Below are 14,608 nucleotides of genomic sequence, written 5' to 3' on the forward strand. Positions count from 1 at the left end.
GGACTATATTATCGGGTAAGAAATTTCTTCTAGCCTCCTGATAAAGCCTAGAACCTGTTCTGCTTCTTCTTTCGAGCTGCCATACACTTCAGCAAATGAGTCAAGCGAATCATCAAAGCCATAATACTCGTTTGCAATGAAATGGCAGGCTGCCGCCCATGCTTCAGCCCGTCCTGCCGGAAGCCTGAATGGATAAACCAAAAAGAAGTATCGCTCGACCAGGCTCTGGACATTTTCATAAAGGACAGGGTCTTCGTTCTCGATTTCCCCGCTTAATAGCTGAAGGATGCCGCTGTTCTCAATATATTCCTTCAGTTCTGGCAGACTGGCGGGAACGAATGCTTCTTCCCAGCCAAACTTTTCCACGGCGATTTCATCTCCGAATTCCTGTTCCTTCAATATATTTAGCAGCATTGTCTTCAGGAATGGATGCCCTTCGCTTGAAGCTATGTACTCGGTTATTTCCATTTTATACGGGCGGATGTTTTCTCTCGCAAGTTTTGCCGCCACCATGACCTGATCGTTCGGGTCAGTATAGGAGAATAAGTCAAGCACCTGATCTTCCATTCCTGGTTCCTCTTCAAAAGGCTCCAGCATTTCAGGTTCTACTTTTCCTTCCTGCATGCGTTTGCCGAATTCAAGCATCCGGATAAAATGTTCATGCTTCTCTGCAGGTATTTCCCGTTCCTCAAGGAGCGCTTCTATAGTAGAAACAATTTCATTGTACTCATTCAACTGGACAAGGATCATGAGATACAGATCGATCACCTGGATGTAGTCGCCCAGTCCGCTTCGCAGCATCTCTGAAGCAATCTCTTTTGCCTGTTTAATGTTCCCAGCTTCATAGTTGGCGAGGACAAGGCCGACAAAAATATCGCTGTTCTCTGGGTCATGCCTAAGAGCCTGCTCCAGATAGTGGATTGCATCCCTGTATTTTTTCTCTTTTAAGTAATCCAGGCCCTTCTCCAAAAGGCGCTTTTCCAGACCGGGAAACAGGATCACATTGTTTTTTTCCGAATCCCGTTTTTTCATACACATACCGCCTTATTAAAATAGTTCAATAAAAATACAATAATCGACACGAAATAACCTTTTTGAAAGTTTAGCACGAATTTAGAGAAAAACAAAAAGATTCACAAGCTTGGCCTGTGAATCTTTTTGTTTTTTGTTTTGTTTTTTTAATATTTGACTGTTGATTTATGTTCCAGGCGCTTCGCCTTCCACTATAATCAACAGGTGTTAATATCAACATTGTGCTGCAACAGAGCCCTTAGTTTTAAAAATACGAACATCGGTTACACCTTTTTTGAATAGTCCCTAAGCGCTGGCTTGGTCTCTCTTCTTAAACTTCTCTTCATATTCCGTGATCCGTCCTTCGAGCTGCAGTGTCAGTTCGATTTCATCCCAGCCGTTCAAAAGCATATTATACCAGTATGGACTGATTTCAAATGATGCGTGGAATCCATCCTTGTCACAGACACATTTCTGTTCCAATGATACGGTCAGTTTGTACGGCTGAGTTGCTGCTTCCTTCAATAAGTATGTTACTTCTGCTTCACTTAACACAATCGGAAGGATACCGTTCTTGAGACAGTTTTGATAGAAGATATCCGCAAAAGAAGGAGCGATGATTACGTTAAATCCATAATCCTGCAGTGCCCAGGGTGCGTGCTCCCTGGATGAACCGCAGCCGAAATTTTCGTTGGCGATCAGGATTGAAGCTCCCTGGTTCTGGACCTGATTTAACTCAAAGTCCTCATTCAGCTCGCCATCTGGTTTGTAGCGCCAGTCGTAAAAAAGGTACTGGCCGAACCCCGTCTTCTCGATTCGTTTCAAAAATTGCTTCGGGATGATTTGATCGGTGTCCACATTGGTCCGGTCAAGGGCTACAGCTTTGCCGGTAAGTTCTTTAAAACTAGACATGATTTGCTCCTTTCTGCCTGCTATACTTCCACTCCAGCCAGGCTCCTGACATCTACAAAGCAGCCTTGCAATGCTGCCGCTGCGGCCATTGCCGGGCTGACCAGGTGCGTGCGGGCACCTGCTCCCTGCCTGCCTTCAAAGTTACGGTTTGAGGTGGATGCACAATGTTCCTTCGGTCCTACAACATCCGCATTCATGCTCAGGCACATGCTGCAGCCTGATTCCCTCCACTCAAATCCAGCCTCAATAAAAATCTGGGCCAGACCTTCGGCTTCAGCTGCTTTTTTAACATTCTGAGAGCCAGGAACAACAATTGCCTGTACGCCAGGAGCGACTTTATTCCCTTTGACCACTTCCGAAGCAGCACGGAGATCCTCCAGCCTTGAATTGGTACAGGAACCAATGAAAACTTTGGTAACCTTAATATCCGTAATGGGCTGACCTTCTTGAAGTCCCATATAGTCCAATGCCCGTTGAAGGGATTTCTTTTCAGTTTCGGTGCTACATTCATGCAAGTAAGGAACCCTTCCAGATACCGGGGCGGTCATTGAAGGATTCGTTCCCCAGCTGACCATCGGAGCGATTTTGTTTCCGTCAATTTCAATCACCATGTCATGAACAGCATCTTCATCTGAGGAAAGCTGTTTCCAGTCAAGGATTGAATCCAGGAAAGCATCTCCCTCCGGAACATACTTCCTTCCATTCAAGTAGGCAAAGGTTTTATCATCAGGTGCGACGATTGAAGCTTTCGCCCCTCCTTCAATCGACATATTGCAGATCGTCATCCTCTCCTCCATCGACATGCTCTTGATGACCTCTCCGCAAAATTCGATCACATATCCAGTGCCGAATTTAACTCCATGCTCGCTGATAATCGATAAAATGACATCTTTAGCACCTACCCCTGGACCCAAAGAGCCAGAAACCTCAATTTTCAACGTTTTAGGCTTCCCCTGCCAGAGGGTCTGTGTCGCAAGCACATGCTCAACCTCACTCGTGCCAATGCCGAATGCCAGCGAACCGAAAGCACCGTGCGTTGACGTGTGACTGTCCCCGCAGACGATCGTCATGCCAGGTTTGGTCAATCCCAGCTCGGGACCGATGACATGGACAATACCCTGGTCGGGACTATCGAGGTCAGCAAGCTGAATGCCAAATTCCTGGCAATTGCTCCTTAACGTATCCATCTGGTTTTTCGCAACCGGATCGTCAATCTGCTGACGGTTCACAGTCGGAACATTATGATCCATTGTCGCGAAGGTCAGGTCCGGTCTCCGGACATTACGAGACTTAACCCTCAACCCCGAAAAAGCCTGAGGGGAGGTAACCTCGTGAATGAGATGCAAATCAATGTACAGGAGGTCTGGTTTGCCTTCTTCCTGATGAACGACATGGTTTTCCCATATTTTTTCTATAATCGTTTTCCCCAATCGTACCCTCCCCTTTCATGTTAAAAAGTCAATGTTATCACGCGTAAGCGCCCATAATGTTGTAGATTGCTTCATTATCCAGCAGGGCTGCTTTGATTTCTTCGATCATTGCAGAAGTGGAGACCGTTCCGCTGCCGAATAAGGCGATATCCCGTGTTCTGCTGCCAGCATCCAGGACTTGCTTAACCGCGTTTTCAATGGCTTCTGCTTCTGCATACAAACCGAAGGACATTCTTAGCATCATCGCAGCCGAAAGAATCATCGCAATTGGATTGGCAGCGTCCATTCCGGCAATGTCTGGCGCCGAACCATGGATTGGTTCATATAGATACGGACCTTCCTCGGAAACACTGGCAGATGGCAGCATTCCAAGAGATCCGGTCAATACGGAAGCCTCATCGCTTAAAATATCGCCAAACATATTCTCCGTGACCAGCACATCAAACTGGCGTGGATTTTTGATCAGCTGCATTGCCGCATTATCGACAAGCATATGCTCCAGCTGCACTCCTGGATATTCCTTCGCAACTTCTTCTGCCGTTTCACGCCACATCCGGCTGGATTCCAGGACATTGGCCTTATCAACTGATGTAACCTTCCCTTTCCGGGTGGATGCCAATTCGAATGCATAACGAATGACTCTCTCAATCTCTTTCTTCTGGTAAAACAGCGTATCTACTGCGGCAGCCTCTCCCTTTTGGAACGTCCTTTCGCTAGGTTTCCCGAAATAAAGCCCGCCAGTCAATTCCCTGACAACCACCATATCGACTCCCTCAACGACGTCCTTACGCAAGGGCGACACACCAGAAATGCTAGAATAATATTGGACAGGCCGGACGTTCGCATAGAGCCCGAGCTCCTTCCTGATCTTAAGCAAGCCTTTTTCAGGGCGGATATGTCCAGGCAGGCGGTCCCACTTCGGTCCGCCAACTGCCCCTAACAGGACGGCATCACTTGTCTTGCACAAATTAAGGGTATGCTCAGGCAGCGGAGTGCCGTGATCATCGATTGCCTCGCCACCGATTGCTCCATATGAAAAATGGAACTTATGGCCAAATAGCTCGCCTGCTGCCTCGAGGATACTGACTGCCCCCCTAGTTACTTCCTTGCCTACCCCATCGCCTGGAAGGACTGCAATCCTTTTTTCCATATTATTCGCCTCCGGTTTTTTATCGATTTTTGTTAGCCATTGACTGCCATCTTCTTCGTTTCTTCTATATACAGCACTCTGTTGACCGCGTTCAGGTAAGCTTTTGCTGACGCTTCAAGGACGTCCTGGGCAAGCCCCCTGCCGCTTGTTTCAATGCCGCCGAATTCGAGCTTCACATAAACCTGGGCAAGAGCATCCCTGCCTGCACCGACGGACTGGATTCTGTAATCAAGCAAACTAGCTCTTTCCTTCATGCATTTTTCCAGCGTATTATATAAAGCTTCGATACTTCCAGATCCGGTTGAGGCCTCCTGAATTTTTTCACTGCCGCCCCGATGGAGCGTTACTGTCGCAGTCGGCACCTGGTTCGTTCCGTATTGTACCTGGATCGAATCAAGGCGGTAATACTGCTGCTCCCTTGATAGCTTCTCCTCCAGGATGATCGCTGCAAGATCCTCGTCGGTCATTTCCTTTTTCCGGTCTGCCAGTTCTTTAAAAACAGCGAATAAATGATTAATCTCTTCTTCAGGTACGATGAGGCCAATTTCATTCAGTCGGTTGCGGAAGGCGTGTCTGCCTGAATGCTTCCCAAGTACCATTGAATTATTCTGAAGCCCAACAAGCTCTGGAGAAATAATTTCATAGGTTGTTTTCTCTTTTAAAACCCCATCCTGATGGATTCCTGATTCATGCGCGAAGGCATTCCTCCCGACGACCGCTTTATTTGCCGGGACCGCCATCCCCGTCAACTTGCTGACAAGGCTGCTTGTTCTGCTGATTTCCTTCAGGTTCATCCTCGTTTCGGCCTGGTAAAAATCTTTGCGGATATGGAGTGCAACCGCGAACTCCTCCAGTGCGGCATTGCCAGCCCGTTCGCCGATCCCATTGATCGTTCCCTCTACCTGAGCTGCACCAGCTGATACAGCCGCAAGCGAATTCGCGATCGACATGCCAAGATCATCATGGCAATGTGCGGATAACTCGACTTTATGGATGGACGGAACATGTTCATGTAAATAGTGAAAAATATGCCCATATTCCTGCGGTGATATATATCCAACCGTATCAGGAATATTAATGACTTTGGCCCCTGCCTTGATGACTTCTTCAACGATCTCTGCCAGGAAATCCAGCTCTGTCCGGCAGGCATCTTCTGCTGACCACTGGATGACAGGAAATCTTGCCGCCGCATATTTCACTGTCCTTACTGCCGTTTCGATCACTTCATTCTTTGTCTGCTTCAGCTTAAATTTTCTGTGGATCGGAGAGGTCGCAATGAATAAGTGCAGCCTTGGTTCGGCACCGAATCTTAACGCGTCCCAGGCTGCATCGATATCACCTGCGACCGAGCGGGCAAGCCCGGTTACCGAGCAGCCCTGGATTTGGCGGGATATTTCCGCCACCGATGCAAAGTCGCCCTTTGAAGCGGCTGGAAATCCGGCCTCGATGATGTCGACGTTCAGTCTCTCTAGCTGCCTTGCGATTTCCAGCTTCTCTGAAAAATTGAGATTGACCCCGGCTGACTGTTCTCCATCCCGTAATGTCGTATCAAAGATTTTAATTCTTCGCACTTGCAGCCACTTCTCTCTGCTTTTGTTTGTTGACAAACGGCATCATTTTCCGCAGTTCTCTTCCCACCTCTTCAATCTGGTGGGCATTCTCTTTTTCATTGATGGCATTGAATTGAGGTCTGTTGTTTTCGTTTTCTGCAATCCAGCCTTTTGCGAAAGTGCCTTCCTGGATATCTGCGAGCACCTTCTTCATTTCCTGCTTCACTTGATCGTTGACGACTCTCGGCCCGCTGACAAAATCTCCCCACTGTGCAGTATCAGAAATAGAGTATCGCATACCTTCAAGACCGCCTTCATACATCAAATCAACAATCAGTTTCAGTTCATGCATCGTTTCAAAATACGCAAGCTCTGGCTGGTACCCTGCCTCGACAAGCGTTTCAAAGCCTGCCTTCACGAGCGAAGTCAGTCCGCCGCATAAGACTGCCTGTTCACCGAATAAATCCGTTTCCGTTTCTTCTTTGAAGGTTGTTTCAAGTGCTCCTGCTCTTAATGCTCCGATCGCCTTTGCATAAGCGAGTGCAAGTTCCCTCGCCTGACCGGATACATCCTGATGGATCGCGAACAACGCCGGAACTCCAGCTCCTTCCTGATAGGTCCTTCTGACGAGATGTCCAGGCCCCTTTGGAGCGACAAGCAGTACATCACAGCTTTCAGGTGGAACAATTTGACCAAAATGTACATTGAAGCCATGAGCGAACATCAATGCCTGGTCTGTCAAATTCGGCTCAATCTCGTTTTTGTATACGGAAGTTTGCCTTTCATCCGGCAGAAGGATCATGACAACATCAGAACCAGCCACTGCCTCGCCTACCGCTTTCACTTCAAAACCGTCCTGCTCCGCCTGCTCCCAAGACTTTCCAGTCCTTAAACCGACTACCACATCAACCCCGCTGTCACGAAGATTCTGCGCATGGGCATGCCCCTGCGAACCGTACCCTACTACCGCTACTCTCTTTCCGTTAAAATAAGCCTCATTTGCATCTCCGTTATAGTACATTTTCGCCATGTTCGCTCTCCCTTTCAAAATGAATTTTTTTATACAAATGTTAGTGATTTTTGCTGGGTGGCACGCTGGTTTCCTCTTGGGAACGCTGTGGTCCCCGTCCGCGCCATTTCTCTTATTCCATATGGTTTAATCAAATCGATGAAAGCCTCGATCTTTTCTGTTTCTCCTGTCAACTGGATGATAATGCTGTCCTTGCTGACATCAATGACCGATGCCCTGAAAGGCTCGATGATCGAATAGATCTCCGGGCGATTATGAGGGAGGACAGGCACCTTTAGAAGGAGCAGTTCACGGGCGACGATTGCCTGATCGCTGATATCCGCCACTTTCAGCACGTCAATTTGTTTGTTCAGCTGCTTTGTGATTTGTTCTACCATCCCGTCGTTCTCCACGTGGACTACGCATGTGATCCGGGAAACTCCCTCCTGCTCTGTAAGCCCGACAGAAATGCTCTCGATATTATAATTCCTTTTCGTAAAAAGATTGGTAATCCTGTTGAGGACTCCAGGCCGGTTCAATACCGTCATCGTGATGATCCTTTTCATTTCTTCACACCTACCATTTCGTGAATGCCTTTTCCTGGAGCGATCATCGGATAGACGTTTTCCTCTCCATCGACCCTGAAATCCAGCAGCACAGGTTCATTGTCATTCAGCACTTCATCCAGAATCGAATGTGCCTCTGCTTCTGTCCGTATTTCAAACCCTTTTATGCCGTATGCTTCTGCCAATTTGACGAAGGAAGGCTGGACAGGATTCCTGCTGTGGGAATACCTGGCGTCATAAAAGATTTCCTGCCACTGCCTTACCATTCCAAGTGCTTTATTATTGAAAATGGCAATCTTGACCGGGAGCTGGAACTCTGCAATCACCGCCAGTTCCTGTGTTGACATTTGGAATCCGCCGTCTCCAAGGACTGCGATGACTCTTGACGCCGGATCCGCAAGCTGTGCTCCGATACTTGCCGGCAGGCCGAAGCCCATGGTTCCGAGTCCTCCTGATGTCACCCATCGATCAGGATTGTTCAATGGATAATATTGAGCGGCCCACATCTGATGCTGGCCAACATCGGTTACAACGATTGCATCACCTGACGTTTTCTCAAACAGCAGCTCCATGACCTTTTGAGGTTTGAGTGCTGAGCCGCTTTCATAATGATAAGGAAAATCTTGTTTCCAGGCTGATAATTTTTCCAGCCATTCATCATGCTTTGGAAGTGCGCCTCCCAGGCTGATCAGCTGCCTAAGTGCTTGCCCTGCATCGCCAACAACCGGAATCTGTGTTGGGACGTTCTTGCCAATTTCAGCCGGATCGATGTCGATATGAGCAACAGCCGCATGAGGCGCAAAATGCTTCAGATTGCCGGTTAGCCTGTCATCGAACCGTGCTCCGATATTGATTAAAAGGTCACATTCATAGAGCGCCATATTCGCTGTATAACATCCATGCATCCCCGCCATCCCCAGGAAAAGTTCATGTCCGGCCGGAAATCCTCCCAGACCCAATAATGTGTGTACAACAGGCAGTGACTGCTGCTCAGCATACTCTTTTAAAAAACCTGCCGCCCTTGCATGAAGGACACCTGCACCGGCGAGTATGACCGGCCTCTTCGCCCTGCTGACCGCTTCGGCCAGTTTTCTTACCTGAAGAAAATTCGGCTCGGTTGTCGGCTGGTAACCCGGAAGATGGATAGCCTGATCAGCAGGTTCTTCTGAAATCGCAGCTGCAAGGTCCTTCGGGAAATCGATTACGACCGGGCCGGGCCTGCCGCTAGTGGCAATATAAAAGGCCTCTTTGATGACTCTGGGAATATCCTTTGTATCACGGACTTGATAGTTGTATTTTGTGATTGGAGTAGTGATGCCAAGAATGTCAGCCTCCTGGAAGGCATCGGTCCCGATCACCCCCGTCGCCACCTGGCCGGTGAAAACTACGAGCGGCAGGGAATCCATCATCGCATCTGCAAGTCCGGTGATGATATTGGTTGCTCCGGGACCTGAAGTCGCGATCACCACTCCCGGTTTGCCGCTGATCCTGGCATATCCTTCTGCTGCATGAATTCCTCCCTGTTCATGCCTTGGCAGGACATGAAGGATTTTCGAATCATAGAGTTTGTCGTAAATCGGAAGGACAGCCCCTCCTGGATATCCAAAAATGACTTCGACATTTTCCTTTTCCAAAGATTTAAGCAGCAAATCCGCACCGCTTAATACACTCGTTTTCGCCTTCGTTTCCTTCAAGGCTGCTTCCATTTATCGAACCTCCCGCATTTTTTTCAAAAATAAAAAGCCCACTCCATCTCCATATGCCTGGGTTTGCCAGGCAAAGGGATGGAATAGGCTTTGTCTCCTGTTCCACGGTACCACCCTTCTTCACGCGTAATTGCGTGCGCTCGTGACAGCGTTTGCTGCCGGTTTTGATAACGAGTGCCACCCACTCGACCAGCTTTACTAGGATTCCTTTCAAACTGGTGCTCCAGGGTGAGTTCATTCCATGCGGCATCACCGGTTCTCAGCACCCCGGCTCTCTGTGCATGCTGGTCGCATGGAATTACTTGTCCCTGTCCTCACTTTATCCCTATTAAATTAGCTTACTTGATGAGCTTTCTCCTTAAAAACCTGAACCCCTTCAGCGACGACTCTTGCACGGAACTCTCGCAGGATGTTCTGGGTATGCTTTCCTGGAACACCCTCACCGATGACTCTTCCATCTACCTTCACAACTGCAATCACTTCCGCGGCTGTTCCGGTCAGGAACACTTCGTCAGCTGTATAAACATCATGGCGGGTAAACGGTTCCTCCTTCATCTCATATCCAAGCTCCCTGGCGATTTCGATCACGGCATTCCTTGTGATTCCTTCCAGCGCCCCTACATATCCGGGCGGCGTCAGGAAAGTGTTACCCCTGACGATGAAGACATTATCTGCAGATCCTTCTGCAACATATCCCTGGTCATTCAGCATGAGGGCCTCACTGACATTGGCAAGGTGTGCCTCAATCCTGACAAGGACATTGTTCAAATAATTAAGGGACTTAACTTTTGGACTTAAAACATCTGGCCTGTTCCTTCTGGTCGCCACCGTCACGATTTCAAGTCCCCGTTCATACAATTCCTTTGGAAAGATTGCAAGCGGCTCAACAATGATTACCACATTCGAGTTCTGACACTTATAAGGATCCAACCCCAGATCTCCTACTCCTCTTGACACGACAACCCGGATGTAGGCATCCCTTAATTGATTTCGTTCCACCGTTTCAACAATCAGGTCTGTGAACTCCTCTTTGGAGTGAGGCATGTTGAGCATGATGGATTTAGCGGAACGGTACAGCCGGTCCATATGCTCTTCCATCCTGAAAATATTGCCGCTGTATACCCGAATTCCTTCAAAAATACCGTCTCCGTATAAAAATCCATGATCATATACCGAAACTTTAGCATTTTCCTTGGTGACAAATTCGCCATTTAAGTAGATCCACTGATCGGGCACCATCAACACTCCTTTAATGATTAGACGCTTTAATTGAATAAAATTAAGGTTTAAAAAAATACAATTTTACACAATGCGATTATTGATATAAAACTGTGTCTGCAAGACTTGTTTTTTTATTTGAGGATTATCTTACGCCCAATTTTTCGCCTCGTCAACAGTCTTTTTTTAAATTATTTGATAATTTAGATTTGTTAAGCAATTTGAATCCGCTTACATTGTTGATATATTCACATTTATAAAAAATAAAATTTTTTTCTATTTTGGATTTAAAACACACAAAAAAAACTCACCTTGCGATAAGGTGAGTTAAGGTATGTAGTCTAATGGCGTCCCAGGAGAGATTCGAACTCCCGACCGTACGCTTAGAAGGCGTATGCTCTATCCAACTGAGCTACTGGGACATGTTTGTTTTTTAAAGACAAGATTTATTATATTAGCCAAATAACTATATGTCAATAGAAAAACAAAAACTTTTTCTGAGGGAGGCATAACCTGCCCTCAGAAAAATATTATAGTGGTTTCAATTGTTTTTGTGAAGTGAAAACTCCTGCTTCAGTCCTGTGATTTCACCAGCATCGTAGTCATAGACCTTCAGTGTCGCATTTCCATTGTCCAGTTCAAGGATGACATAGGTCCTCTCGCTTCTTCCACGAGGAAGCCGGATGCTGCCCGGATTGATGAATAATACATCATCGACCATCTCTGCCCCCAAAACATGTGAATGCCCAAAGCAAACAACATCTGCCTGCAGTTCTTTAGCCTTATAGTATAAGTTGACAAGGGTAGACTTCACAGAGTATAAATGTCCATGTGTCACTAAAATCTTAACTCCATCTACAACATGAAGATCGACATCAGGGAAATCCCCATAGAAATCGCAATTCCCTTTGACTGACTTAAAATGTTTGATTGCTTCATCATTTTCCTTTAGTTCTGAATCGCCGCAATGAATCATCAAATCCATATCTTTCCCATGCAGCCCATATATTTTCTCAAGCATTTCGGTTGAACCGTGGCTGTCACCGACAATCAGCACTCTTTTCATCGCTTTCACCGATCCTTGAGTGCCTGCTCTAGTTTTAGGATAGCATTCGCACGATGGCTGATTGAGTTTTTTTCTTCTGAAGATAACTCTGCCATTGTTTTGCTTTCTGCATCCACAAAGAAAATCGGATCGTAGCCAAAGCCGTTCGTTCCTCTGCGCTCATTCAGGATTCTGCCTTCGCATGTGCCGAAGACTGTCAACGTATCTTTTCCAGGCTCAGCCATTGCCAGAGCACAGCAAAATCTTGCAGTTTTCTTGCTTTCTGGCACATGCTGCAGCTCTTCAAGAACTTTGTCGATATTGTTTTCATCATTTTTTTCAGGACCTGCGTAACGTGCCGAATAGACTCCAGGCCGGCCTTCAAGGGCATCAACTTCCAGCCCTGAATCATCCGCGATCACACGAACACCCAAAACTTTTGAAATCGCCTCCGCCTTTAGGATGGCATTTTCCTCAAAAGTTGTACCGGTCTCCTCAACGTCTTCAAGTTCCGGAAAATCAAGCAGTGTTTTCACCGTAAGACCTTTAGGCAAAAAAAGCTTTTCGAATTCCTTCGCTTTGCCTCTATTTTTCGTTGCGATAATCACCGTATCCATCTTTGAGATCTCTCCCTATCTCTTTTTTGCACCATCGATTTTGGCTGCCAGTTCTTCACCCAGGGCTTCCTTTTGTTTCTCAAATAGCTCAGAAATTCCATCCTGTGCAGCCTTTAACAGCTCTTGCAGCTGGCTATAGGAAAAAGTCGCTTCCTCTCCCGTTCCCTGCAGCTCCACAAATTCCCCATTTCCCGTCATCACGACATTCATATCGACATGTGCAGCTGAATCCTCCACATAATTTAAATCTACTACAGCCTCACCGGATTTCAATATTCCGACGCTTGTCGCAGCAAGGAAATCTGTTACTGGATAATCCGAAAGCTTTTTCTGCTTGCTTAGCTTTTCAAGTGCCATTGCCATTGCCACAAATGCACCAGTAATTGAAGCCGTGCGTGTTCCCCCATCTGCCTGGATGACGTCGCAATCTACCCATACTGTACGCTCGCCAATCGCCTCGAGATTGACGACAGCTCTTAAGGCCCTGCCGATCAGACGCTGAATTTCCATCGTTCTGCCGGTAATTTTGCCTTTGGCCGCTTCCCTGATATTCCGCTGTTCTGTTGCACGAGGAAGCATCGAGTACTCGGCTGTGATCCATCCCTTTCCTTCTCCGCGCATGAACGGAGGAACCCGGTCCTCTATACTGGCTGTGCAGATCACCTTCGTATCTCCTACAGAAATCAGCACAGAGCCTTCAGGATGCTTTAAATAATCAGTTTCAATATGTATCGGTCTTAATTGTAAAGGTTCTCGCCCATCAAATCGCATGTTTTTTCCTCCTTAGCATGAGAAAGGCAGATTGATTCATCTGACCTGCCTGCATGTCACAATAAATAAGAGGCAGCTGAATGCCTGCCTCTTTACATGTCATTATTTAGTATAACAAAATCTCGCTATTAAAAACTACCTGTGTTCACTTTTTCAGGTCTTGTGACCGGCTCGGAAAGCTTATCGCCCTTTTCTGTCAGGACATCCGCCTCACCTTTTACTGTCAAAGCGACACTTTCGACTCCTGGCTGTTCAGTCAGCGACAGTACAAGCGAATTCAACAGGTGCTCGGAGACCATCTTTTCCTCAAAGCTTCCGTAGATGGATTCGTTAAAGTTCAGCGTAACCTTTCCATCCTCGATCTTCGGCGTATCAAGCAGTTTCACGTCTGATTGGAAATCCGAAATCAGGTTGGAAGCATAGGCAGGACCCTCAACAAGCTCATTGACGATAGCCGTGATGTTGTCCTTGAATTCATTGCTGACACGGCGCGTCACTGGAACATAGTAATATTCTCCCTCTTCGCCGCCAATATAGTAAACCGTAACTGCTTTTGTATTCGTGATATCGACGACATCTGTATGATCGACGTTAATGCCGTCCGCACGGCTCAATTCTTCGCCAATCGGTGTACCGTTCACTGGCATTGCCTCAAGTGGCGTGCCGTTCATCTGAAGCTTCACATTGTCAATCGTATCGAATTGCGTAAGCGTCCATGTCACAGCCTGGAGAATGCGCTTCTCATCCTCTTTCTGGTAGGTAGCGAATTCCTTTGAAAAATCAACCGTAGCTGTGCCGTCTTTAATGTTCACTGTCACCTGTGTATCAGCTGGAAGGACGGCCCGGAAGCCGTTAGGAAGCATCTCCTGTACTGGTCCGTTCGCCACAAGATGTTCAAGCGCCTGCTTGGCAACACTCTCCGTTTTAGGAAGAGCCATCGTTTGAGAGACTACATAGCCGTTCTTATCAATCAAATACAGTTCTGTCTGGACAGAAGCCTCAACTGCTTCCTTCCCATCCTGATCAACATCGGTCGTAACATTCTCGTCCAGCTTCTCCCCATCTTCCATGAACGTGACATCCTGAGGCGGATCAATCTTCTTCTTCTCCTCGCCCCCGAAAAGTCCGCAGCCTGACAGGAATACCGTAGTTGCCAATGTAGCAGCTGTAACGACCACAGCCTTTTTATTTTTTGACATATAAATCCCTCCAAAGACAGTTTGTACTAACATGTATACGAGCCTTTGGCTTTTTTAGACCGCCTTTGAAAAGATTTTTGAGAAATGGAATGGAAGAGTAGTATTTTTGTTGGACTTATGATCAGGAGACCGTGAACTGAGGGATCTTCTGGTAGAGTGGACGCTTAATTTGAAGGCTGTTTATTGAGTTAAGCAGGCGGAGTTGTTTGAATCGTGGCGAGGTCGGACATTTTGAGCGCCTCCGCCAATCATTTTGTCCGAAGTCATATCATCTTCTGACATTTTGAGCGCCTCCGCCAATCATTTTGTCCAAAGTCATACCATCTTCGGACATTTTGAGCGCCTCCGCCGATCATTTTGTCCGAAGTCATACCATCTTCGGACATTTTGAGCGCCTCCGCCGATCATTTTGTCCGAAGTCATA

13 protein-coding genes, 1 tRNA gene and 1 other annotated feature are annotated in these 14,608 nt (G+C 47.1%); all 14 genes read right to left on the bottom strand.

Annotated features, from left to right (window positions below; all coding sequences use genetic code 11):
• Positions 1 to 3: 3 nt before the first annotated feature.
• Positions 4 to 1,032: a tetratricopeptide repeat protein gene (locus tag EJA10_RS20435; protein WP_125481890.1), complete on the bottom strand. Its 1,029-nt coding sequence runs from the start codon at positions 1,030 to 1,032 to the stop codon at positions 4 to 6.
• Between the two features lie 285 nt (positions 1,033 to 1,317).
• Positions 1,318 to 1,923, bottom strand: coding sequence for a 3-isopropylmalate dehydratase small subunit (gene leuD / locus EJA10_RS20440; protein ID WP_125481891.1), 606 nt, complete (start codon positions 1,921 to 1,923; stop codon positions 1,318 to 1,320).
• 20 nt (positions 1,924 to 1,943) lie between these two features.
• Complete coding sequence (leuC, locus tag EJA10_RS20445; RefSeq protein ID WP_125481892.1) at positions 1,944 to 3,353, bottom strand: 3-isopropylmalate dehydratase large subunit; 1,410 nt, start codon at positions 3,351 to 3,353, stop codon at positions 1,944 to 1,946.
• Between the two features lie 37 nt (positions 3,354 to 3,390).
• Entirely contained in the window at positions 3,391 to 4,503 is a 1,113-nt protein-coding gene (gene leuB / locus EJA10_RS20450) for a 3-isopropylmalate dehydrogenase (protein ID WP_125481893.1), read from the bottom strand.
• Between the two features lie 32 nt (positions 4,504 to 4,535).
• Complete coding sequence (locus EJA10_RS20455) at positions 4,536 to 6,074, bottom strand: 2-isopropylmalate synthase (protein ID WP_125481894.1); 1,539 nt, start codon at positions 6,072 to 6,074, stop codon at positions 4,536 to 4,538.
• Positions 6,061 to 7,083, bottom strand: coding sequence for a ketol-acid reductoisomerase (ilvC, locus tag EJA10_RS20460; RefSeq protein WP_125481895.1), 1,023 nt, complete (start codon positions 7,081 to 7,083; stop codon positions 6,061 to 6,063). Before ilvC ends, EJA10_RS20455 begins: the two co-directional genes overlap by 14 nt.
• A 29-nt stretch (positions 7,084 to 7,112) precedes the next feature.
• On the bottom strand, positions 7,113 to 7,628 hold the full coding sequence (gene ilvN / locus EJA10_RS20465) for an acetolactate synthase small subunit (protein WP_125481896.1): 516 nt from the start codon (positions 7,626 to 7,628) through the stop codon (positions 7,113 to 7,115).
• The gene (gene ilvB, locus EJA10_RS20470; RefSeq protein WP_125481897.1) at positions 7,625 to 9,334 is read right to left on the bottom strand and encodes an acetolactate synthase large subunit; all 1,710 of its coding nucleotides are present in this window, start codon (positions 9,332 to 9,334) and stop codon (positions 7,625 to 7,627) included. Before ilvB ends, ilvN begins: the two co-directional genes overlap by 4 nt.
• Before the next feature lie 71 nt (positions 9,335 to 9,405).
• Positions 9,406 to 9,658: a binding site (T-box leader), on the bottom strand.
• Between the two features lie 9 nt (positions 9,659 to 9,667).
• Positions 9,668 to 10,570, bottom strand: a complete 903-nt coding sequence (gene ilvE / locus EJA10_RS20480) for a branched-chain-amino-acid transaminase (protein WP_125481904.1) — start codon at positions 10,568 to 10,570, stop codon at positions 9,668 to 9,670.
• A gap of 327 nt (positions 10,571 to 10,897) precedes the next feature.
• A tRNA-Arg gene (locus EJA10_RS20485) sits at positions 10,898 to 10,974 on the bottom strand.
• A gap of 119 nt (positions 10,975 to 11,093) precedes the next feature.
• Positions 11,094 to 11,618: a metallophosphoesterase gene (locus EJA10_RS20490; RefSeq protein WP_125481899.1), complete on the bottom strand. Its 525-nt coding sequence runs from the start codon at positions 11,616 to 11,618 to the stop codon at positions 11,094 to 11,096.
• A gap of 5 nt (positions 11,619 to 11,623) precedes the next feature.
• Positions 11,624 to 12,214 carry an XTP/dITP diphosphatase gene (locus tag EJA10_RS20495; protein ID WP_125481900.1) on the bottom strand — a complete coding sequence of 197 codons (591 nt, stop codon included), beginning with the start codon at positions 12,212 to 12,214 and terminating at the stop codon, positions 11,624 to 11,626.
• A 15-nt stretch (positions 12,215 to 12,229) separates the two neighbouring features.
• The gene (gene rph, locus EJA10_RS20500) at positions 12,230 to 12,985 is read right to left on the bottom strand and encodes a ribonuclease PH (protein WP_125481901.1); all 756 of its coding nucleotides are present in this window, start codon (positions 12,983 to 12,985) and stop codon (positions 12,230 to 12,232) included.
• Positions 12,986 to 13,113: 128 nt separating this feature from the next.
• Complete coding sequence (locus EJA10_RS20505; protein WP_125481902.1) at positions 13,114 to 14,184, bottom strand: GerMN domain-containing protein; 1,071 nt, start codon at positions 14,182 to 14,184, stop codon at positions 13,114 to 13,116.
• Between the last annotated feature and the right edge of the window lie 424 nt (positions 14,185 to 14,608).

Source organism: Mesobacillus subterraneus (assembly GCF_003937825.1).
In the GTDB taxonomy this organism is placed as follows: domain Bacteria; phylum Bacillota; class Bacilli; order Bacillales; family Cytobacillaceae; genus Mesobacillus; species Mesobacillus subterraneus.

What these genes read in the sequence shown, in the direction of transcription:
- EJA10_RS20435 (WP_125481890.1), bottom strand. Translation starts at nt 1,032, where the DNA reads ATGAAAAAACGGGATTCGGAAAAAAACAATGTGATCCTGTTTCCCGGT.
- leuD (WP_125481891.1), bottom strand. Translation starts at nt 1,923, where the DNA reads ATGTCTAGTTTTAAAGAACTTACCGGCAAAGCTGTAGCCCTTGACCGG.
- leuB (WP_125481893.1), bottom strand. Translation starts at nt 4,503, where the DNA reads ATGGAAAAAAGGATTGCAGTCCTTCCAGGCGATGGGGTAGGCAAGGAA.
- ilvC (WP_125481895.1), bottom strand. Translation starts at nt 7,083, where the DNA reads ATGGCGAAAATGTACTATAACGGAGATGCAAATGAGGCTTATTTTAAC.
- ilvN (WP_125481896.1), bottom strand. Translation starts at nt 7,628, where the DNA reads ATGAAAAGGATCATCACGATGACGGTATTGAACCGGCCTGGAGTCCTC.
- ilvB (WP_125481897.1), bottom strand. Translation starts at nt 9,334, where the DNA reads ATGGAAGCAGCCTTGAAGGAAACGAAGGCGAAAACGAGTGTATTAAGC.
- EJA10_RS20490 (WP_125481899.1), bottom strand. Translation starts at nt 11,618, where the DNA reads ATGAAAAGAGTGCTGATTGTCGGTGACAGCCACGGTTCAACCGAAATG.
- EJA10_RS20495 (WP_125481900.1), bottom strand. Translation starts at nt 12,214, where the DNA reads ATGGATACGGTGATTATCGCAACGAAAAATAGAGGCAAAGCGAAGGAA.
- rph (WP_125481901.1), bottom strand. Translation starts at nt 12,985, where the DNA reads ATGCGATTTGATGGGCGAGAACCTTTACAATTAAGACCGATACATATT.
- EJA10_RS20505 (WP_125481902.1), bottom strand. Translation starts at nt 14,184, where the DNA reads ATGTCAAAAAATAAAAAGGCTGTGGTCGTTACAGCTGCTACATTGGCA.